Source organism: Nucisporomicrobium flavum, assembly GCF_016464385.1.
In the GTDB taxonomy this organism is placed as follows: Bacteria; Actinomycetota; Actinomycetes; order Mycobacteriales; family Micromonosporaceae; genus Actinoplanes; species Actinoplanes flavus_A.
In genome coordinates this window covers 150,967-172,645 of the sequence record NZ_JADMLH010000001.1, presented here as the reverse complement: position 1 = coordinate 172,645, position 21,679 = coordinate 150,967, and the positions used below count along the sequence as shown (strand labels likewise).

The following is a 21,679-nucleotide window of genomic DNA, read 5'->3' as shown; positions in this document are numbered from 1 at the left end:
CTGGTGACCATGCCGGCCACAGCCACGCACCCCGTCCATGACGACGTGTCACGGATTGCCGGGCGGCGTTCGTCCCCCCGCCGCCGGACGCGGCTGCTGGCGTCGATCGCCGCGACCGCGCTGGCCGCCGTAGCCACCGTCGTCACGGCTCAGCCCGCTCAGGCCGCTGCGGTCACCATCGACAACAGCGTGCAGCCGCGTGACACGGCCGGCTCCATCGTGCACGCCCACGGCGGCGGCATCCTCGCCTCCGGCGGCTACTTCTACTGGTTCGGCGAGAGCCGCAACGCCGACTTGACCTTCCGGGCGGTCGCGCTCTACCGCTCCACGGACCTGAAGACGTGGGAATTCCGCAGGAACGTCCTCACCCAGGCCTCCGCGCCGGAACTCCAGGTCGCGAACATCGAACGCCCGAAGGTCATCTACAACCGCTCCACCGGGCAGTACGTCATGTGGATGCACAAGGAGAACGGGCGCGACTACAGCGAAGCCCGGGCCGCCGTGGCCACCTCGCCCACCATCGACGGCGACTACGCGTACCGCGGCAGCCTCCGTCCCTTCAACCAGCACATGTCCCGCGACATCACCGCGTTCGTCGACGACGACGGGGCCGGCTACATGGTCTCCGCCGCCCGCGACAACTACGACCTCCACGTGTACCGCCTGACCTCGGACTACACCAACGTCGCCGCGCTGGTGCGGGCGTGGACGGGCGACCACCGCGAGGCTCCGGCCCTGTTCAAGCGCGACGGGATCTACTTCATGCTCACCTCCGGCGCCACGGGATGGGCACCGAACCAGCAGAGGTACGCCACCGCCACCAGCCTGAGCGGACCATGGAGCGGCTGGGCCGACGTCGGGAACGCCACCGCCTACGGCAGCCAGACCGCGTTCGTGCTGCCCGTGCAGGGCTCGCAGACGACGACGTACCTGTATCTCGGCGACTGGTGGGGCCCAGGCTACGGCGCGACGTACGCGGACTCCCGCTACGTCTGGCTGCCCCTGCGCTTCCCGAGCAGAACGAGCATGGCCATGGACTGGTACCCCCAGGTCACCGTCGACACCGCGACCGGCGTGGCGAGCGGCGTCACCCCGCCGTACGTCAACCTCGTCGCCCGCCATTCCGGCAAGTGCGCCGACGTCGTCAACGCCTCCTCCGCCGCCGGAGCGGAAGTCATCCAGTACGCCTGCGGGTCCGGCGCCAATCAACAGTGGGAAGCCAGAAGCACCGGCGACGGCTACGTCCGCCTGGTGGCCCGGCACAGCGGCATGTGCCTCGACGTGGCCGACGCCGCCACGACGGACCGGGCCAGAGTCATCCAGTACACCTGCGGCGCCGGCGCGAACCAGCAATGGCAGCTCCAGGACGCCGGCGGCGGCTACGCCCGGCTCGTCGCCCGGCACAGCGGCAAGTGCCTCGACGTCAGCGACGCGTCCACCGCCGACTCCACCCGCCTCATCCAGTACGCCTGCTCCGGCGGCGCCAACCAGCAATGGCAACAGCGCCGGGTGTGAACGGCGGCTAGCGACTCTCGACGAAGGGCGTGAGGCCGTCGAGGAGGCGGGCCAGGCCGAACTCGAAGAGCCGTTCCAGGCTGAAATCGAAGCCGTCGGCGGTCAAGCGCCGGAAGCGGCTCATCGAGTGGGCGGCCAGCAGCGTCGCGAACTGCTGCTCCTGCGTACTGAGCCACTGCTCGTCGGTGAGGCCGGTCTCGCGGACGGCCTCGGCTTCCGGTTCGAGCGCGCTCGCCACGCCCCGGACGAACGTGAAGAGCGTGAGCTGGACGTACATCCGCTCGTCGAGACCGAGCCCGGTGCCGTCGAACGCCGCGAGCACCCACTCGCTGAGCCGTACGCCGTTCGGCGCCATCTGCGGCCGGGTGAGCGACAGTGACGGCGCCAGCCACGGGTGCCGCTGGAAAACCGCCCATTCCTGCCGCGCCGCCAGTTCCAAGGCGGCCCGCCAGCCGCCGGGGTGCCGACGCGGCAGCCGGATCGTGCCGATCGCCGCGTCGATCATCGCCAGGATCAGGTCGTCGCGCCCCGGTACGTGCCGGTAGAGCGACATCGTCGCCACGCCGAGGTCGGCCGCGAGCCGGCGCATCGTCAGCTCGGCCATGCCGTGCCGGTCGGCGATCGCGATGGCGGCCGCGACCACCCGGTCGTGACTCAGGACCCCGTCATGCCGGGGCGCCGGACCGGCCACCACGGTGCCCACGCCCGGCCGGGAGACGGTGAGCCCTTCCTCGCGCAGCGCGGCGTGCGCCTTGGTCGCGGTGGCGATCGCAACGCCCCACTCACGGGTGATCGCGCGCGCGGACGGCACCCGGTCGCCGGGCCGGAGCTCACCGGCCTCGATGCGCCGGCGGACCTCGGCCACGATCTGCCGGTACGGCGCCTCGCCCATCTCGCCTCCTGTCCTAGTACACCGGGTCCACCCGGCCGGTCCCGTACTAGTGCAGATTGCCCCTGGAGGGAGTCGTTAATACGCTGCCTAGTACACGTCCGTACATAGTACGCAGGGAGCGTCCGACATGCGTGTACTGATTTCCGGGGCCGGGATCGCGGGGCCCGCGTTGGCGTTCTGGCTGCACCGCGCCGGGGCGGAGGTGACCGTCGTGGAGCAGGCGCCGCAGCCCCGGCCCGGCGGCCAGGCGGTCGACATCCGGGGCGCCGCCCGTACCGTCGTGGAGCGGATGGGCCTCATGCCCGCGGTCCGGGCGCACCGCGTCGACGAACGCGGCGTCGCGCTGGTGGACGCCCGCGGCCGCCGGCTCGCCGCGATGCCGGCGGACGCCTTCGGCGGGGAGGGCATCGTCGCGGAGATCGAGATCGCGCGGGGCGACCTGAGCCGCATCCTGCTGGAGACCACCGCGGCGACGGCCGGCTACCGCTTCGGCGACCGCATCTCGGCGCTGCACCCGGACGGCCGGGTCACCTTCGCCGGCGGCGGCACCGAGCGGTTCGACGTGGTCGTCGGCGCCGACGGCGTCCACTCCGGCGTACGCGCCCTGGCGTTCGGTCCCGAGCAGGAGTTCGTCCGGCCGGTGGGCGGGTACGGGGCCCTGTTCACCGTGCCGGACCCGGGCGACCTGGGCGGCTGGTTCGAGATGTACAACGCGCCCGGCGGCCGGGTCGCCGGGATCCGCCCGGAGCGGGTCGGCACGGCGAAGGCGATGCTGACCTTCCGCTCCCGCACCCGGTACGACCGGCTCGGCCGGGCCGACGTGCAGCGCCTGGTAACCGAGCGGCTGACCGGCGCGGGATGGCGGGTGCCCGCCCTGCTCGCCGCCATGCCGGCCGCCGACGACTTCCACTTCGACTCGATCGACCGGGTGCACGTCGGGCGGTGGGCCAGAGGCCGGGTGGTGCTGCTCGGCGACGCGGGCTACTGCGGTTCCCCGCTGGCCGGGCTCGGCACCAGCATGAGCCTGGTCGGTGCGTACGTCCTGGCGGGCGAGCTGGCCACGGCGGCCGACCCGGAGACCGCCTTCACCGCATACCAGGCGGAGATGGCCGCCTACGTGGCCGAGGGCACCCGGCTGCCCCCGGGCGGGATGGCCGCGTTCGCGCCGAGGTCGCAGGCCGCGATCCGGCTGCGGGCGCTGTCGATGCGGTCGATGTCACGCTGGCCCATGCGGCAGCTGCTGGCCCGGCAGTTCGGCAAGGCGGAGGCGATCACGCTCCCGACGTACCCGGCGCTCGCCGCCGGACGGCCGGGCTGAGGCTCAGACGCCGATCCCGCCCGAGCCGCTTCCCTCCGGAACATCGGTGGTCTTCGCGTCCGAGGCGGCGACTTCGGCAGCGCGCGCCGCCAGGCGTTCCCGTTGCGGGACGACCGTGTACTTCGGATCCTTCGCCGACGCCACGCCGCCCTCGAAGATGCCGAACCGGGTAGCCAGCGAAGCGGTCAGCAGCGACAGCCCGGACAGCGCCGACACGACGCGGCTGCGCCGGCCGAGCACCGCGCCCGCCACGCCGGCCGCGGTCAGCAGGCGACCGGCGCGCAGGAGTCTGCCGGGCCGGCCGTCGCGGTACGGTTCGCTGAGGATGCCTTTGGTGGTCTCGACGCGGTGGGCGCCGTACAGCTCGAGGGCCGCGCCGCAGACCGCCATGCGGCGGGCCGGGCCTGCCTGGTCGCAGGGTGCGGCCAGCAGGCCGACGCCCGCGCCGCTGGCCAGCGCGCTGCCCGCGAAGACATAGGGCAGTTCCGGGTACGCCGCGTGCCAGCTGGGCGTGGCCGTGTCCGCGAGCAGGACCGCCGTGTACGTGGCCAGCGCGGGCGCGACGGCAGCGGCGGCGTACTGGCCGGCTGTCCCCACCGGTGGGAGCAGGCGCCGGGCCAGGCCGAGCACGCCGCGTTCCGGCAGGATCGGGGCGGCCTCGGCGACCGCGGCAGCGCCCGCCGCGGCTCCGAACGCGCTGAGGATCCACGTACCCATGGACATCGGGGAGGTGGGCTTCGCGACCCGCAGCATGTTGACGAAGCGCTCGGGGCGGCCCAGGTCGTTGATCAGGAAGTACGTGCTGGCGGTCAGCGCGCCCAGCGCGGTGATCCGCCCGGCGCGGCGCAGCGCGGGGCGGCCGGTGGCGTCACCGCCCGCCGCGAGCAGCGAGGAGCCCGCCGCGAGGCCGCCGGTGAACAGGTACGCCGCGATGTCGTAGTGCCAGACCGGCGGTTTGACGATGGGGCGCCCGTAGTAGGAGCGGAAGTCGGCCGGGGGCACCATCGAGCGGTCACCGCGGCCGCGCCCCTTGCCACCGCGGCGCGCCGAGCGGGAGGCACCGCCCGCGTCGCGGCTCAGGCCGCTGCCCTCGTGGCCGGCCGGGGGCGGGCTGAGGCGCTCGTCGCGGGGCCGCTCCCGCTCCTCCCGGGGCCTCATCGCCGCCGTCCCGCGAACGACACGACGATGGTCGCCGCCATGGCCAGCGCCGCGACGCCGGCCCGCTTCCACATGTCCGGCAGGTCGCGGGTGGTCACCACCGGGTCCGGGGGCAGGCCGTACACCTCGGGTTCGTCGAGGAGCAGGAAGAACGCGCCGTCGCCGCCGACGCCGTCGTTCGGGTCGTGGCCGTAGAGGCGGGCCTCGGCCACGCCCTGCTCGTGCAGCTTCTCCAGGCGGTGCGCGGCCCGGGAGCGCAGCTCGTCGAGCTCGCCGTACTGGATGGACTCGGTGGGGCAGGCCTTCGCGCAGGCCGGGGTGAGGCCGTCGCCGATCCGGTCGTAGCAGAGCGTGCACTTCCACGCGCGGCCGTCGTCCTTGCGCTGGTCGATGACACCGTACGGGCATGCCGGGATGCAGTACCCGCAGCCGTTGCAGATGTCCTCCTGCACGACGACCGTGCCGAACTCGGTGCGGAACAGGGCACCGGTCGGGCACACGTCCAGGCAGCCCGCGTGGGTGCAGTGCTTGCACACGTTGGACATCATCAGCCAGCGGAAGTCGGAGCGCGGCGCGTCCATGGTCCGCCCGGGCAGATCAGCCCCGGGCATCCCCAGGAACTGAGTGCCGGGGGCGGTGATCGTGGCCGCGGCGGCGAGCGCGTCGGGCGCCGCGGGCACACCGGGATCCGTACCCGTGTCCTGGCTGGTCCCGGCCGCGACGACGGCCGTGTGCGCGCTCGCGGACGGCCCGGTCGGCATCCCGGCGAACGCGCCCGGCGTGTCGGTGCCGTGGCCGCTGCCCGCGGCCGGCTGCTCGATGAACGCGACGTGGCGCCACGAGTTCGCGGTCAGCCCGCCGGTGTTGTCGTACGAGGTCCCGAGCAGGTTGAAGCCGTCGTCCGGGACGAGGTTCCACTCCTTGCAGGCCACCTCGCACGCCTTGCACCCGATGCACACGCTGGTGTCGGTGAAGAAGCCCATCCGCGGCGGCGCGTCCACGTACCCGGCGTCGGGCGCCGGGTCCAGCGGCCCGTAGAAGCTGTTGGGTCCCGCCACGTCAGCTGTCCTCCGGCTCGTCGACCTCGGTGGTGAGGATGGGCGTGCGGTGACCCGGCGTCAGGCCGGCCCGATCCCGGTAACCCTGCACGTACGCCAGCAGCTCCGGCCCGGTGGGGCGGCGGCCCGGCCGGATGTCGCAGGTGCCCACCTTGCTCTCCTGGATCAGCACGTTCGGGTCGAGCGTGATGCCGATCAGGTCGTTCGCGGAGTCGCCGGTCACCAGGCCCTCGCCGCCCCAGTGGTACGGCATCCAGATCTGGTGCACCGTACGGTCCTCGATGCGCAGCGGCGTGAGCCGGTCGGTGACCAGCACCCGCGCCTCGATCGCCGCCCGGGCGGTGACGATGTGCGCCCAGCCCAGGTGTTCCAGCCCGCGTTCGGCCGCGAGCTCCGGCGACACCTCGACGAACATCTCCGGCTGCAGCTCCGACAGGTACGCGAGCTGCCGGCTCATGCCGCCGGCGGTGTGGTGCTCGGTGAGCCGGCTCGTGCTGAACACGTACGGGTAGACCTCGCTGTGCCGCTCCGGCGGGCTCGGGTTGGTCAGGTTGTCCGAGCGCTCGTACACCTTGCGGGTGGGGTTGGCCTGCTGGCCGTAGAGCGGGTTGCGGATCATCGACTCGGCCGGCTCGTAGTGCGTCGGCATCGGGCCGTCGATGAGCCCGCTGGGCGCGTAGAGCCAGCCCTTCCCGTCGCCCTGCATGATGAACGGGTCGTCGCCGCTGATCGCCTCGACGCCGGTCGCGCCCTCCGGCGGCCGGTACGACGGCGGCTTGGTCTTCTCGAAGTCCGGCACGTCGTAGCCGGTCCACTCCCCCGCGTCCTCGTCCCACCAGACGTACTTCTTCCGCTCGGACCAGGGACGGCCCTCGGGGTCGGCGGAGGCGCGGTTGTAGAGCGTGCGACGGTCGGCCGGCCAGGCCCAGCCCCATTCGCGGGCCACCCAGTCCTGCTCGGTACGCGGCTTGCGCCGGGCGGCCTGGTTGACGCCGTCCTTGTAGACGCCGGTGTAGATCCAGCAGCCGCCCGCGGTGGAGCCGTCCGGCTTCATCTCGGTGAACGCGGACAGCGGCCGGCCGGTGGCGATCTCGTAGCCGTTGATCTCCTTGAGCACGGCCTCGGCGCTGGGCTCGTCGCCCCGCTCGCCGTGCAGCGGGTAGTCCCAGGCGAGGTTGAGCAGCCCCTGGTCGCGCTTGTCGATGGAGCCGGCCCGGCGTTCCCGCATGATCCGGCCGAGGTGGTAGAAGAACCACAGCTCCGAGCGGCAGTCGCCCGGCGGCTCGACCGCCTTCTCACGCCACTGCAGCATCCGCTGCGTCTGGGTGAACGTGCCCTCCTTCTCGGCGTGCGAGGCGGCGGGCAGGAAGAACACCTCTGTCTTGCACTCCTCCGGCACGATCTCGCCGGTGGCGACCTCCGGGCCGTCCTTCCAGAACGTGGCGCTCTCGATCATGAACAGGTCGCGGACCACGAGCCAGTCCAGGTTGGCCATGCCCAGGCGCTGGGCGCGGCCGTGCGCCGAGCCCACCGCCGGGTTCTGCCCGAGCAGGAAGTACCCCTTGATCTTGCCGTCGATCATGTCGAGGACCTGCTGGTACGTGCCGTGGTCGCCGGTCAGCCGGGGCAGCCAGCCGTACCCGAAATCGTTGTCCTTCGTCGCGTTCTCGCCGTAGTAGGCCTTGAGCAGGTTGACCGCGTACGACTCGGCGTTCGCCCAGAAGCCCTGCTGCTCGGGGTGCCGGATGGCGTCGATCCACTGCCGGTACGTCTCGTGCTGGCTGTGGTGCGGCATCGGCAGGTAGCCGGGGAGCAGGTTGAACAGCGTCGGGATGTCGGTGGAGCCCTGGATGCTGGCGTGCCCGCGCAGCGCCATCACGCCGCCGCCCGGCCGGCCCATGTTGCCCAGCAGCAGCTGGATGATCGCCCCGGCGCGAATGTACTGCACGCCGACGCTGTGCTGGGTCCAGCCCACGGAGTAGACGAGCGCGGTGGTGCGCTCGCGGCCGGAGTTGGCCGTCCACGCCTCGCAGACCTCGAGGAACTTGTCCTGCGGCACGCCGCAGACCCGCTCGACGACCTCCGGCGTGTACCGGGCGTAGTGCCGCTTGAGGACCTGGTAGACGCAGCGCGGATCCTGCAACGTCGGGTCGCGGGGCACGTCGGCGGGGACCGGCGGGCCGTGCGACTCCTGCTCCAGCCCGGAGGCGGTCTCCCGGTCGGCGTGCGCCTCCCCCTCCTCCTGGCCCTCGTCCTGCTGGCCGAGGTACTGCCAGCTGCTCTGGTCGTACGTGTTGAGCTCGGGGTCGTAGCCGGAGAACAGCCCGTCGAGCTCCTCGGTGTCCTTGAAATCCTCATTGACGAGCATGGACGCGTTGGTGTACGAGAGCACGTACTCCCGGAAGTCCTTCTCGTTGCCGAGGATGTAGTTGATCACTCCACCCAGGAACGCGATGTCCGCACCGGCCCGCACGGGCACGTACGAGTGCGCGAGCGCGCTGGTCCGGGTGAACCGCGGGTCGATGTGGATGACCTTGGCGCCGCGGTTCTTCGCCTCCACCACGTACTGGAAGCCCACCGGGTGGGCCTCCGCCATGTTGGAACCCTGGATGATGATGCAGTCCGCGTTCGCCAGATCCTGGAGGAATCCGGTGGCCCCGCCACGGCCGAAGCTGGTCCCCAGACCGGGGACGGTGGCGGAGTGTCAAATACGGGCCTGGTTCTCGATCTGGATGGCGCCCACGGCGGTGAAGAGCTTCTTGATCAGATAGTTCTCTTCGTTGTCCAGCGTGGCGCCGCCGAGGCTGGAGATGCCGAGCGTGCGGTTGAGCGGCCGCCCGTCCTCGTCGGCGTCCTCCCAGGTCTCGTCGCGCGCGGCGAGCACCCGGTCGGCGATCATGCTCATCGCCGTGTCGAGGTCCAGCTCCTCCCACCGCGTGCCGTACGGCCGGCGGTAGAGGACCTTCTGCTGGCGCCGATCGCTGGTGACCAGGCTCTTGCTGGCCGAGCCCTTGGGGCACAGCCGGCCCTTGGAGATCGGGCTGTCCGGGTCGCCCTCGATCTGGACGACCTTGCCGTCCTTGACGAAGATCCGCTGGCCGCAGCCGACCGCGCAGTACGGGCAGACCGACCGGGCCATCGAGTCGGCGGTCTCGGTGCGTGCCGTGAGGGAGCGCGAGCGCTCCGACTTCGCCGCCTCGCCGCGCCCCAGCGGGTCGGTTCCGGTCAGCTGCCGGTACACCGGCCAGTGGTCGAGCCACGTACGGACGCCCATGGGAAACGACCCTAGACCACCTCCCGAGGTGCCGCACGGCGTGCGGCACCTCGGGCTCGCGTGTCACCCGCGGGCCTTCTCCAGGTACGCGTCGAGCGCGGCGTAACTCTGCTCGGCGCCCGTCTCCATGCCCGACTTCACCATGGCCTGCAGGTCCTCGGGCGAGGCGAACGTGCTGGTGCCCGTCACCGTCGTGCGGCCGTCCCGCTCGGTGAACTCGTACCGCTCGACGATGACCCGGCCGGCCCAGGGCTCGTACTCGAAGGTCCAGGTGAAGCTGTCCGGGGCCTGGATCTCGCGGAACTCGCCACGGAAGGCGTGCTCCTGCCCATCCGCCGTCTCGACGAAGCGCCACGTGCCGCCGACGCGGAAGTCGATGGTCACGTCCAGTGGGTTGCCCCGGCCCCACCAGTGCCGCAGGTGCTCGGCCTGGGTGTGGGCGGCGAAGACCAGCTCCTGGGGCGCGTCGAAGGTGCGGCTCATGACGAGCTCGGTGTCGGACGGGGTGCTCATGGTGATGGTGTTGCTCATGGCTCCTCCTTCTGAAGGGTGTCCAGGTAGGTGCCGAGCGAGTCGTAGCGCTCCTCCCACAGCCGCTGGTACTGGGCGACCCAGCCGGCGAGGTCACGCAGCGGGCCGGGCTCGATCCGGACCCGCCGCCGCTGCGCCTCGCGCGTCCGCACGATCAGGCCGGCGCGTTCCAGCACGTTGAGGTGCTTGGAGACCGCCTGCGCGCTGATCGGGAACGGCGCGGCGAGCTCGGCGACCGTCGCCTCCCCCAGGGCCAGCCGGGCCAGGATCGCCCGGCGCGTCGGGTCGGAGAGCGCGGCGAAGACGCCGTCGATGGGATGCACTGTCGTCATTCTCAACCACCTGGCTTATCAACCGATGGGTTGAGGATAGCCGCCGGTGAGCGCCGGGTAAAGGTCTGCGGGCGTGATCATCTCGGTCCATACTCGGGACCATGAAACTTGCCGAGGCTCTGGCCTTGCGCGCCGACGCGTCACGGCGCGCCGAACAGCTCCGCTCCCGGATCACCGGCAGCGCCCGGTACCAGGAGGGCGAGACCCCCGCCGAGGACGCTGCCGCCCTGCTCGACGAGACGGACGCCGTCCTCGACGAACTGGAGACCCTCATCCGGCGGATCAACCGCACCAACGCCACCACCGTCGTCGACGGCGGCGGCACGCTCACCGACGCCCTCGCCCGCCGCGACGTGCTCCGGCTGCGGCACAGCGTCGTCACGTCGGCCGCGGACGCCGCGACCGGCGAGGGGCAGCGCGGGTTCCGGCAGCTGCGCTCCGAGCTGAAGATGCTGCCCGCCCTGCCGGTGGCCGAGCTACGCCGCCGCGCCGACGACCTCGCCCGGCGGATCCGCGAGGTCGACACGCTCATCCAGCGGATGAACTGGGAGACCGATCTGATCGACTGAGGGATGCGGAGCAGGTAGCCGACGTGGAGGCGTGCACAAACCCGAAAGCCGGCGGGCAATCCGGCCCTTCGATGGTGCGCCGGGGGCAGGCGCGGGGGTTCGACTCCCCGAAGACAACGCATGCCCAGCACAGCACACAGGTGACGGCGCACAGCGCACAGCACACCACCGGGTGCAGATCCACGACGGTGGGGGCGGGAACGGGGACCTCCGCACCCCGCAGGGACGGTCAGCCGCCGCCGGGTCCGGCCCACGGGTCGATCGGCGGCAGGCTGCCCGTGTGCGGCGGCAGGTCACGCTGCACGGGAACCCCGGGCGGCGGCGGAGTCGTCACGATGAGCACGTACCGGTTGCGGTGGCAGGTCTCGAAGTAGTGGCTGGACGACGGCACCGCGAGCAGCACCAGCACCGCCAGGATGGCCAGGGCCGTCAACACATCCAGGGCGCCCGCGCTGAGGCCGTACACGGCGGGCATGACGTGGTCGGCCGCGCCGGAGCCGGCCGGGTGGGACGGGCCGTGGAACGGGTCCGACAGCGCGCCCAGGCCACCGCACAGCAGCGAGATCCCGCCGAGCACGTACGTCGTGATCCGGGCGTTCCTGCGGCCCTGACCGTTGAGCACGGCCAGCACGGCCGCGCCACCGGCGAAGAAGATGTCGAGCGTCGCGATGACCAGGCTGCCGAACCCCGACCCCGGGTCACCGGTGTACGCGTCGCGGTAGACGCTCAGGTCCGTGTTGACGAACACCAGCTCGAGGACCGCGGAGAGCAGGCAGAGCCCCGCGACGCCGTACAGCAGCGCGCACGCGAAACGCACGCCGGTCGGCGACCTCGGCGGCACGGGCGGCGCCAGATGCATGCGAGACAAGGTAGACCCTCGGGGCTCGCGCGCCTCAGTGCGGGAAGACGCGCGGGATGCGCGGTGAGACCTCGGCCCGGAAGGCTTCGATCCGCGTCGTCACCTGGCGTCTGCCGAGCGTGTTCTCGATGCGGTCCAGGTACAGACACCGGGCGGCGAGCATGTCCAGGTCGACCGTGAAGTAGATCGCCATCAACGGGTTGACGAACAGCGGGCTGCCCGCCGTACGCCTCGTGAACTGGACATCGCCGAACGCGCCGCTCGTGGCCGCGGCGATCTGCCCGTGGACGATGCTGGGCCGCGCCGGGGTCGCGGCCTGGGCGTTCGCGACCGCGTCGCGGTAGAGCACGGCCTCCCGGCTGGCATTCGGTACGGACAGAGCGCCGAGATAGCCACCCTCGCGATCGAGCGCGGCGAGATTCTCCAGCACCTCGACGTGGTTCACGCCGTCGTACGCGTCGATCCCGAACCCGAGCGAGCTGACGAGCTTCACCGGCAGGTCGAGGCCGGCCACCGCGGCGAGGCTGGTGATGTCCTCGACGGGCGTACCGAGGTTGCTCTCGTCGCCGCGCAGCAGAATGTCGGTGCCGCCGTCGACCAGCACGACCGCGTCGATCTCCAGGCGCTCGACGAGATACCGGTACGCGTCCCGCAGCAGTTGCACGCCGAGCGGCGGGAAGGCGTACACCGTCGACGGCAGGTCGTTGGCGGCCAGCCACCGGGCGAGCGCGCCCTCCGGGAAGTACCAGTCCGAGCTGCCCGTCTCCGGTGTCACCTCCACGACGTGCTCGTCTGCCCACGACTCGCGGCCGATCTCGACGAGCTCGGAGAACGACAGGTTCGCCAGATGGACCCGTACGCCGGCATCCCACAGCGCGACGGCCAGCGGCAGGCCGGCGTACACGTCGAACCCGCCACCGGCGCCGGCGATCAGCACGTTGCGGGCGGGTGCGAGCGCGGCGAACAGCGGTGGGGTGACCAACGAGAACGTCCCGGAATCCACGGAGACCATGATCAGCCATGCCCGCCGGCGCCGCTGACCCGTCACCACACGAACGGGACGAGCCGGGCCCGGCCTGCGGCGAACCGCTGGTAGCGGTCACCCAGGGCGGCGACGAGGGCCCGCTCCTCGATGCGGATCCGGACGACGAGCGCCACCAGCACCAGGCCGAACGCCCCGGCGGCGCTCACCGCGTTTCCCACCATCAGCCCCACGCCGGCGCAGGTCAGCAGCAGCCCGGTGTAGCCCGGATGCCGCAGAACCCGGTACGGCCCGCGGTCCACGACCGGCTGGGCAGCGCTGGTCCGGACCACGACGGTGAAGTACTCCCCCAGGCTGGCGAACGACCACCAGCGCAGCAGCATCCCCGCCCACGCCGGCACCGCCCCCAGCCAGGCGCCCCCGCCGATGACAGCGCCGGGCACGAGGGCCCGGCCGAGCGGCAGCATCAGGACGGCCGCGAAGAACACCAACCGGAACGCGACCTCCGACCGCAGATCGACCGGAGCGGCGCCGCGACGCCGGCGGAAGGCCTGGACGAGCTCACCCGACGAGAACGCAGCGACGCTGACGACCAGGACGCCAGGGCCCATGCGGTCAGTATCCATCCCGATGGCGGCCGCGTGGATATGCTGCGGGAATGGTCCGGGATGAGCTGTTGCGGCTGCGGGCCGGCGCGGAAGCCGAGGCGGCGACGCTGGCCCGGGATCTCGAGGCGCTGTTCGCGGCCTCCCGGGATTCGAATGCCGACGACGAGCACGACCCGGAGGGCGCCACCATCGGCTTCGAACGCGCCCAGCTGACTGCGCTGCTGGCCGCCGCGCGGAAGCGGGTCGCCGAGGTCGACGACGCTCTGGGACGGGTGGACGCGGCCACGTACGGCGTCTGCGAGCGGTGCGGGCAGCCGATCGCCGAGGAACGGCTGGCAGCGCGGCCGTTCGCCCGTTTCTGCATCACCTGCGCGTAGCAGGCTCACCGTCGGGCGCGGTGCCGTCAACCGTGCTCGATCGGCCGGTTCAGCGCTCCAGCAGTTCGATGCCGGCCTGTTCAGCCCACGGGCGCAGGTAACCCTGGTAGGTGCTGTTCCAGTGGTGGAGCCGCAGGGCCCCCTCCGAGGTCAGCTGCTCTGCCTCAGGATGGCCGAACTCTTGGAAGAGGCCGCCGGCCAGCCGATAGGTCGCCGCGAGCAGGGCCTGACCGTCGTCGGCGGTCTCCTCGAGGTCGGCGACCGTGTCGGCCACCGGGGGTTCCACCACATCCTGCCTCTTGAGCCGCGTCGCTCCGCCGTCGGTGAACCGCACCAACTCCAACGGATGCTCCCGGCCGGCCGGCCAGATCGTCGCGCGAAGCGTCGCGAGACCGGAGGTCAGGGCCCTGTCCCGCGCATGGCGGCTCAGGAAACGGATGGCACTCGCGATGGTATGGACGATGGCCTGGTCGCCGACCCAGGTCGCCGTGGGGGCCAGCTCATCGGACGGTGTCTCGATGATCGCCGCGAACACACCACTGCCGTTCTCATGGAGCTCGCATCCCGCCCACGAGACGCGCTCGCTCGCCTTCATCGCGCCCGTCGCCACGAAGCGCTTCCGGCGTACCGACGCCAAGTTGAAGGTGCCGCTGCCTCCGGCGGGAAGGTAGGGACTCGTCGTCAGGATCTGCCGCTCGAATTCCCGGAAGGTCGTCATGGTGACCACCGCATCGCCGGGTAGGTCAGGCACAAGCGTCGTGACGACGAACGTCTGCTTCGGATCGAGCCGCTGAATGTACTCGTGTTCGATACGGCGGGCCTCGTCGAGACGGTCTCCCAGGTAAGCGAACCGCGCGCGGTATCTCTCGGCGACCTGTGGTTCGGACAGCCAGTATCGGGTGGCTCCGTTTCGCCGCGGGTACCGGAATCCATCGTTGATCGCGACGCCGTGTGGCCCCATGACGCTGCGGGGCACCTCGATCAGCATGAAACCGCGCCCCGGGTTTGCCGGGTTCTCCACGTTGCGCACGTCGAAGGACGGGAGGGGATGGACTCCTGACGCTACGGTGCTTCGGATCCGGTTCCGCTCCTGATCGGTGAGCTCGACGTCGGTGGCACCGGAGGCCCTGCCCTGGGCGTCCTCCGCCATGCCGACGACGATCAGGCCCCCGGCGGTGTTGGCCATTGCGGCCACGTCCTGGCAGATCTCCTTCTTGGCATCGGCGTTCGACCCGTAGTGGGCCGCCTTGAAGTCGAGGTCCTCGTCTTCCGCCACCTCGGGGCACAACGCTTCGAGCTGCTCGTAGGTCGCTTCTCCGACAGTGGCGCCGAGGATCTGCTCGAGTCGGCGGGAGCGCATGCTGGCCACTATCGGACCTTATCCGAAGTCCGCGCCAGAGTTTCGCCTCGTTTGTGTAGATTTCCACGCTATGTCGGGTACACGACGGCGCGGAGCCGGGCCGCCGTGCATGCTGTCGGCGTGGACCATCGGCGGGCCCCTCGATGACGATCGGACGGATCCTCGCGCGAGGTGACTTCAGGGGCAGCGGTTTCGTGGTCGCCGTGGGGCCGGGCCGCTCGAGCCGGGTCGCGATGACCGCCGAGCATGTGATCCGCGGTTGCGAGGAGGCGTCGCTCCAGTTCGTCACCGACTCGGGCCGCGCCGTCGGCGTCGAGCGGGCCGAGACCGACGCCGACCTCGACGTCGCAGTGCTGTACCTGGCTGAGAGCGTCGACGGATTCGCCGCGGCCCGCGCGCGTGATCGCCTCGACTGGCTGGTGGACTCGCGACCGCGCCCCAACGACTCGCGGCTGACCGGCATCATCACCGACGCCCGGCGCCCGTTCAGCAAGAATCACGGGCCGGAGTTCCCCGTCCTGCAGCTGCTCGTCAACGAGGAGCTGGGCGGGTACAAGGGTTACTCGGGCAGCCCCGTTCTGCTGGCGACGTCGGACGCCCGGCCCGTGCTCGGTGTCCTCTTCGAACAGTTGCTGCAGCGTCCCGGGGCCGGGCCGGCCATGAAGGGCCAGGCGACCAACGTTCTGTACGCCGTACCGATCGCCGACGCGCTGACCCGGTTCGGCCTCGACGCCGTCTGGGTGCCGACCGGCGATGAGCCGTCCGACGCGGACCTCGCCGCGCGCTACCGGCAGGCGCTCACCGCTCAGTTCGACGAGCGCCACGGCCGCAGACCGCACGTCTCTCTCGGGCTCGAACGGGGTGACCGGACGCCGGTCGCCGTCCCGGCCGCGCTGCGCCGCGAGCAGGACGAGATGGTCGCCCTCCTGGGCCCTCGCTACGCTCCCGTTCCACCCGGCGAGACCGCGGCGCCCGACGCGGGCCGACCTGTCGACGACCTCGGCGACTTCCTGGCGCGCCACCGGCGGGTCGTCCTGCTCGGGCGCCCCGGCGCCGGCAAGTCCAGCACGCTGCGGGGCCTCTTCACCGGCCTGGCGGGCGACGACGCGCGACTGACGATCTTCGCCGACCTCAGCGAGTGGGGCGACCCCGCGGCCGGCCTGCTCGACTTCCTGCAGGCGCAGCTCCGGTCGTTGCATCAGCTCACCCTGGCCGAACGGCTGCCCGGGCTGATGAGCGCGGGCCGCGTCGTCCTGCTGCTCGACGGGCTCAACGAGATGCCCCGGCTGTCCCGCGACCCCGCCACGGGACGCCTGTCCGACCCCCGCGTCGAGGCCATCACAGCGCTGGCGGCGCGCCCGGAGTGGGAGGAGAACGGCTGCGTCCTGACCTGCCGGCCGCGAGACTTCGACGGCGGCCCCGCGTGGCACGACGTGCATCTGCTGGACCTCGACGAGGACCAGACACAGGCCCTCGCGGAGGCGTACTTCCGCGAGGCGCCCGGTTCCGCGGCGGCGTTCCTGACGGCCCTCGGGCGCGCCCGGCGGCTGGACCAGCTGGCCGCCCTCCCCTTCTTCCTCGTGAAGCTGATGGGGTACTTCTGGGTCCGGCGCACGCTCTCCGACAACCTCGACGAGATCCTGACGGTCACCCTGGTCGGCGCGCTGGTCCGGGAAGGGGGCGACGCCGAGGAGGTACGGCGGCAGCTCGGCTGCCTGGCATTCCGCATGACCGCGGCCGGACTGTTCGGCTCCGTCGATCGGCAGCGGGCCGCCGAATGGCTCGAGTCGGACGACGCCACGTTCTGGCGGATCGCCGAGGGTGCCGACCTCGTCGTCACGTCGCCGGGCGAGGTCCGCTTCACCCACCAGCTGATCCAGGAGTACTTCACGGCCGACCATCTGCGTGGCCGTCCGGCGACCGCCGCCCTCGTCGAGACCGTGGCCCAGCCGCAGTTCAACGAGGTCTGGCCGGTCTGGGCGACGGGCGATCCGACGCTGGTCGACCGGTTGACCCCGCTGCTCGGTGACGCCGCGGCCGGGGTACGCCGCGCCACGGCCACGATCCTGGGAGCGCTCCGCGACGGACGCGCCGCCGGACCGCTGGCCGGCATGCTGACCGACTCCGACCCGGCGGTGCGGTGGACCTGCGCACTCGGGCTGGCCGCGCTGCGCGACTCCCGCGCCACCCCCGTGCTGATCGAGCGCCTCCGGGAAGCCGGGAACACGGCGGTGCAGGTCTCCGCCGTGACCGCGCTCGGTGAGACGGGCGACGAGCGTGCCCTGCGCCCGTTGGTCGAGACCCTCGCGTCGGCGTCCTCCGGCGAGTTGTCCCGGGCGACCGGTCGCGCGCTCGGCCGCCTCGGCGATCCCCGCGCCGTGCCCGATCTCATCGCGGCTCTCGGCGAGAGGGAGGCCCGGGACGGGGCGGTCGGCGCGCTGCTCGCGATGGGCGAGGCGGCCCTCGATCCGCTGATCGAGGCGCTGCGCCACGACCGGAACGGACGGCGGAGAGCGAACGCCGCCTTCGTGCTCGGACTCTCCCACCGTCCGAGGGCGATTCCCCCGCTGATCGCCGCGCTGGCCGACGACGAGCGGACGGTCCAGGACTACAGTGCGAGCGCGCTCGGTTACTTCGGCGAACCCGCGCTCGGTCCGCTCATCGACGCGCTGAGCGACGGCGACGAGGACGTCCGCACGTGGGCGCTCCGCGCGCTCGCCTACATGCGTGACCCCCGGGCCGTGCCGCATCTCCTCCACGCCATGGTGAGCGATTCCGCGGACGTGGCCGAGCAGGCCGCTCGCTGCCTACGGATCTGCGGCGAGGGGGCGGTCGAGCCGCTCGCCGACCTCCTGTTCCACCACGCCGATCCGGACATGCGCTGGAACGCCGCGACGGCCCTGTCCGGCCTCGGCGAGCCGGGAATCACGGCGCTCGTCGCGGCCGCGGACAGCGACGATCCCGCGACTCGCGTGTGCGCCATCGCCGGTCTCGGCGAAGCCGCCACCTCGTTGTCCGTCCTCGAGCCCCCTGATCCGCGGCTGGCCGTGTCCCTCAACGACGCGCTGTACGACATCGACCCGGCGGTGCGCGACATCGCGGCGATCGGGTTGGGCCGGTCAGGGGACGCCCGCGCCGTGAACACCCTCGCCGCGATGGTGCGATCCGGGGAGCCCGAGGCCCGCGCCCTGGCTGTCGAACAGCTCGGTCACATCGAGGATCCCGCCGCGGTCGACGCGCTCGTCACCGCCCTCCGGGTCGCCGACGCCGAGGTACGCCGAGCAGCCTGCGAAGCGCTGGGGCGCCTGCTTCACGAGCCGCGGTCCGTCCAGGAGGCAGCCGAAGCCGCCATCGCGGGCATGCCATCTCCACCAGGCACCGCGCTCATCGAGGTCCTGACGGCATGGCGCGATCCGTCGGCAGCACCGCCACTCGTCGCCGGCCTCCGCAGGGCGGCGCTGCCGCTGATCGAGGCGCTCGGTGACCCCGACAGCGAGGTCGCCGACGCCGCGGCCCCGGCGGTGGCGAGGGCAGCCCAGCCGTTGGTCACCCTCGCCTCGATCCTTCCCGGCGACGGGCCGGCAGGGACGGACGACGAAGCGTGCCGGTTGCACTCGCTTGTCCGCGAGGTCCTGGTGCCGCTGTCCGGACCGGATACCGTGTCGGCGCTTCTCGCCGCGCTCGGCCCACTCGACGATGCGTCGGACGACCGCTGGGAGCCGCTGCGCGCCGTGATCGCGTCGGTGCTGGGCTCCCTCGCCGACAAACGGGCCGTCCCCGCGCTGATCGAGCTGCTCGGCAGCTCGAACCGCGACGTCGTCGTCAGCGCCTCCGCGGCGCTCACGGAGCTGGGCGGACCGGAGGCCCTCCCTGCGATCCTCGACCGGATCACGGGCGTCACCCGGACCCGCCCCGACCAGTTGTCACCGCTGATGCGCGACATCCTGACGCTGGCCGACGACCGGACACCGGCCCTCCTCCTGGAGACCATGCGCGGCGCGGACGGGTACGTCGCCGACGACCTCGCGAACCTGCTCAACGCCCTCGGCGAGCGGGCTCTCGTCCCCCTCGTGACCGCGCTGCCCGAAGCCGGCCCCGGCATGGCCCGCCACATCGCCGCCGCCCTGGACCCGAGGTCGCTCGGCTCCGTCATTGTCGACGACGTCCCCTGGCGATCGATGATCGACGCACTCGACCTGCTGAGCGACCGTGACGTCGACATCCTGGTGACGGCGGCCGGGCACGCCGACGAGGATGTGGCCCGGGTCGCGGTCGCGTTGCTGGAGAGGCTGGGACGGACCGGCGACCGGTCTGTGGCCGACCGGCAGGTCCCGCTTCTCGACGATCCGGTTCCGCCGGTCGTTCACCGCGCCGCCGGGGCGTCGGCCGTGCTGGGCGGAGCCGACTCCCTGCGCGCTCTCCTCGGCGCCCTCGGCGAAGACGCGACACGCGCGAACGCGGCCGAGTCCATCGGCGAATTCAACGACGACACGTACCGGGACGTGGGTCTGGACACGCTGGCCGAGACCCTGCTCGCCGCGGTGCGTCACGAGCGCCGGTTCGAGAAGGACCATGGCGCCCGTACGGTCTACACCGCCGCACGGAAAGTTCTCACCAAGCTCGGTACGCCCGCGCGGACCCTGCTCCTGGAAGCTCTCGACGACGATCACGACGCCGTACGCCATCTCGCCGCGCGGGTGCTCGGCGAGGGCGCGGACCTCCGGGCGCTGCCGGTGCTCGAGTGGATGGCGGAGCACGACCCCGGCGAGTACGTCAGCGGCGGCGGCAAACCCCAGCACGCCGCGGGGACCGCCCGGGACCTCATCCAGGACGCGTACCGGGCGAGGGAGCCGCTCATCGAGTGCTTGACGTCCGGCGACCGGCTCCTCCGATTCGGCGCCGCCTTCCGGCTGTCCTCTCTGGAATGGCGGGGCGCCACGCCCGCCCTGATCGAGGCGCTGCGGGACGACGACCCCCGGATCCGGTGGGGTGCCGCCCGGCGGCTGGGCTCGTCGCGGGACGAACGGGCGGTCGCGCCGTTGGTGGCGTCGCTCGGCGATCCCGACCACCTGGCCCGGGACGCGGTCGCCGAGGCGGTGATCGCGTTCGGACCGGCGGCAATGCCCGTCGTCCTCCCCGTGCTCGATGATCCGGCCCCCGGGGCGCGGGCCCAGGCCGCGAGGATCGTCGGCCACAGCGGCGGGTCCGGCGACGTCGCCCGGCTGGCCGCCGCCCTCGACGACGCGTCCGTCGGCGTCATCATGGCCGCCGCGGGGGCCCTGACCCGGCTCGCCGACCGCGAGGTGACCGGCGACGCCGACGGCGCCGGGATCGGTGCCGCCCTGAATCGCGCGTTCCGGACCGTGGAGGAGAAGGGCCGCGGCGGCTTCGACCAATGGTCGATCATCGACGCGCTGGAAAGGTTCGACCCGGCCGGGGCGGCCGACGTGCTGATCGAGGCGACCCGCAGCAGCCGGCGCGACTCGCGCCTGGTCGCGGTCAAACGCCTGGGCGAGCTCGGCGACCGCCGCGCGATCGACGCCCTCCACCAGGCCCTTTCCGACGAGGAATGGACCGTACGGGAGGACGCGGCCGACAGCCTCAGATCCTTCGCCGACCCCAGCTCCGTCGGCCCCCTGCTCGGCCTGCTGTCCCGCGACACGGGGTTCACGTGTCTGGCCGCGATCGAGACGCTCGCCGAGATCGCCGATCCGCGGGCGGCCGCGCCCATGGTCGCCCAGCTGCGCAGTCAGCACGACCGGATACGGGCCGAGGCCGAGGACACCATCGTCGCGCTGGCCGACGACGCCGCGATCGCCGCACTCGTCACGCTGCTCGGCGAGGAGCTGCCCGACTGGTTCGCCTACGACGCGGACGCGGTGGACCCGCCCGGCATGAACGCCCTCGTCCGCCTCGGGCCACGTGCGGCCGGGCCCCTGGTCGAGGCCCTCGGCGACCCGGTCCGGGGTGAGCGTGCGGCGGAGACCCTGCGCCGGATGGGCGCCGTGGCCGTACCGGCGCTCGTCGACGGCCTGCGGGCTCCCGTGGACGACGGTCCGGCCGAAACCTGCGCCACCGTCCTCGCCGGACTCGGCGAGCCCGGCTGGTCGGCGCTCGCGGCGGCGCTCACGGACGGACGACCGGGCGTCCGCGTCGGCGCCGCCTACGGCCTGTGGTGCGCCGAGGGGAAGGCCACCGTTCCGGCGCTGGTCACGGCCCTGAGCGACGCCGTGGCGGAGGTGCGGTGCTATGCGACGCTGGCGCTCGGCGGCCTCGGGGAGCTGTCGGTGACCGCACCGGTGGCCGCACTGGCCGACGACCCCGACCCGGAGGTACGCGTCTGCGCCGCGGCCACCCTCGCCCGGCTCGGCGACGATCGGGCCGTACCCCTGTTCCGGGCGGCGCTCGCCACCGACGGCGAACCGGCTCGCCTCGCCACCTGGCTGATCGGCCTGTACGACATCGATGCGGGCGTCGAACCGGAAATCCTTCACCACGACGATGAGGACATGCCATGAGTGAGAACACGCCGCCGCCCGTCTACGTGCCGGTCGTCGAGATGACCGACGGGGGCCGGGAGATCGGCTGGAACTCGAACGTCAGCGAGATGCTGACGGCCCGCCTCGACGACATCCGCGACGCCATCCGGGCCGGCGCCGTCTCCATCTCGACCGGCCTCGCCGACCTGCCGGTCCACGCCGGCTGGCAGGTCAACGAGGTCGAAGCGTCGTTCGGCATCACCCTCGCCGCCGAGGCGGGCGTCATCCTGTCGAAGGGCTCGGCCGAGGCGACGTTCGAGGTCAACATCACCTTCGCGCGGAGCGAGCCCGCGCGAGAGCGCTGACG

The 21,679-nt window shown here is 72.3% G+C and carries 16 protein-coding genes; 6 read left to right on the top strand and 10 right to left on the bottom strand.

All coding sequences use genetic code 11. From position 1 onward, the window contains the following. Positions 1-9: 9 nt before the first annotated feature. A complete protein-coding gene (locus tag IT780_RS00825; RefSeq protein WP_199509399.1) occupies positions 10-1,515 on the top strand; it encodes an RICIN domain-containing protein in 1,506 nt (501 codons plus the stop codon). A gap of 7 nt (positions 1,516-1,522) precedes the next feature. Here the strand turns inward: IT780_RS00825 and IT780_RS00820 are convergent, their stop codons facing one another. Next, the gene (locus tag IT780_RS00820; RefSeq protein ID WP_199509398.1) at positions 1,523-2,407 is read right to left on the bottom strand and encodes a TetR/AcrR family transcriptional regulator C-terminal domain-containing protein; all 885 of its coding nucleotides are present in this window, start codon (positions 2,405-2,407) and stop codon (positions 1,523-1,525) included. A 127-nt stretch (positions 2,408-2,534) separates the two neighbouring features. On the opposite strand from IT780_RS00820, the gene IT780_RS00815 reads away from it, so the two are divergent. Beyond that, on the top strand, positions 2,535-3,725 hold the full coding sequence (locus IT780_RS00815) for an FAD-dependent monooxygenase (RefSeq protein WP_199509397.1): 1,191 nt from the start codon (positions 2,535-2,537) through the stop codon (positions 3,723-3,725). A gap of 3 nt (positions 3,726-3,728) precedes the next feature. Here IT780_RS00815 and nrfD read toward each other — a convergent pair whose 3' ends face one another. From nrfD to IT780_RS00785, 5 genes are all read right to left on the bottom strand, one after another. Then, entirely contained in the window at positions 3,729-4,883 is a 1,155-nt protein-coding gene (nrfD, locus tag IT780_RS00810; protein WP_199509396.1) for an NrfD/PsrC family molybdoenzyme membrane anchor subunit, read from the bottom strand. Beyond that, complete coding sequence (locus IT780_RS00805; RefSeq protein WP_199509395.1) at positions 4,880-5,941, bottom strand: 4Fe-4S dicluster domain-containing protein; 1,062 nt, start codon at positions 5,939-5,941, stop codon at positions 4,880-4,882. The genes nrfD and IT780_RS00805 overlap by 4 nt, the downstream gene beginning before the upstream one ends. A gap of 1 nt (position 5,942) precedes the next feature. Further along, entirely contained in the window at positions 5,943-9,215 is a 3,273-nt protein-coding gene (gene fdh / locus IT780_RS00800; protein WP_267909889.1) for a formate dehydrogenase, read from the bottom strand. Positions 9,216-9,278: 63 nt separating this feature from the next. Next, complete coding sequence (locus IT780_RS00790) at positions 9,279-9,746, bottom strand: SRPBCC family protein (protein WP_199509392.1); 468 nt, start codon at positions 9,744-9,746, stop codon at positions 9,279-9,281. After that, on the bottom strand, positions 9,743-10,078 hold the full coding sequence (locus IT780_RS00785; protein WP_199509391.1) for an ArsR/SmtB family transcription factor: 336 nt from the start codon (positions 10,076-10,078) through the stop codon (positions 9,743-9,745). Before IT780_RS00785 ends, IT780_RS00790 begins: the two co-directional genes overlap by 4 nt. Positions 10,079-10,179: 101 nt before the next feature. Here IT780_RS00785 and IT780_RS00780 point away from each other — a divergent pair, with 101 nt between their 5' ends. Next, positions 10,180-10,647 (top strand): DIP1984 family protein, encoded by a 468-nt coding sequence (locus IT780_RS00780; RefSeq protein ID WP_199509390.1) that lies wholly within the window; start codon positions 10,180-10,182, stop codon positions 10,645-10,647. A gap of 229 nt (positions 10,648-10,876) precedes the next feature. Here IT780_RS00780 and IT780_RS00775 read toward each other — a convergent pair whose 3' ends face one another. From IT780_RS00775 to IT780_RS00765, 3 genes are read right to left on the bottom strand one after another with little or no spacing between them, the layout of a single operon-like run. Then, positions 10,877-11,506, bottom strand: coding sequence for a hypothetical protein (locus IT780_RS00775; protein WP_199509389.1), 630 nt, complete (start codon positions 11,504-11,506; stop codon positions 10,877-10,879). 34 nt (positions 11,507-11,540) lie between these two features. Next, entirely contained in the window at positions 11,541-12,554 is a 1,014-nt protein-coding gene (locus tag IT780_RS00770) for a DUF1152 domain-containing protein (RefSeq protein ID WP_307830982.1), read from the bottom strand. Continuing rightward, positions 12,551-13,099 carry a methyltransferase family protein gene (locus IT780_RS00765; protein WP_199509388.1) on the bottom strand — a complete coding sequence of 183 codons (549 nt, stop codon included), beginning with the start codon at positions 13,097-13,099 and terminating at the stop codon, positions 12,551-12,553. The genes IT780_RS00770 and IT780_RS00765 overlap by 4 nt, the downstream gene beginning before the upstream one ends. A gap of 47 nt (positions 13,100-13,146) precedes the next feature. On the opposite strand from IT780_RS00765, the gene IT780_RS00760 reads away from it, so the two are divergent. Further along, the gene (locus IT780_RS00760; RefSeq protein WP_199509387.1) at positions 13,147-13,473 is read left to right on the top strand and encodes a TraR/DksA family transcriptional regulator; all 327 of its coding nucleotides are present in this window, start codon (positions 13,147-13,149) and stop codon (positions 13,471-13,473) included. Positions 13,474-13,522: 49 nt separating this feature from the next. Here the strand turns inward: IT780_RS00760 and IT780_RS00755 are convergent, their stop codons facing one another. Beyond that, positions 13,523-14,833, bottom strand: a complete 1,311-nt coding sequence (locus IT780_RS00755) for an AlbA family DNA-binding domain-containing protein (RefSeq protein WP_233412112.1) — start codon at positions 14,831-14,833, stop codon at positions 13,523-13,525. 143 nt (positions 14,834-14,976) lie between these two features. Between IT780_RS00755 and IT780_RS00750 the strand changes: the two genes are divergently transcribed. Both IT780_RS00750 and IT780_RS00745 read left to right on the top strand, forming a co-directional pair. Beyond that, on the top strand, positions 14,977-21,351 hold the full coding sequence (locus IT780_RS00750) for a HEAT repeat domain-containing protein (protein ID WP_199509385.1): 6,375 nt from the start codon (positions 14,977-14,979) through the stop codon (positions 21,349-21,351). Next, a complete protein-coding gene (locus IT780_RS00745; protein WP_199509384.1) occupies positions 21,348-21,677 on the top strand; it encodes a CU044_2847 family protein in 330 nt (109 codons plus the stop codon). Before IT780_RS00750 ends, IT780_RS00745 begins: the two co-directional genes overlap by 4 nt. Positions 21,678-21,679: the final 2 nt, after the last annotated feature.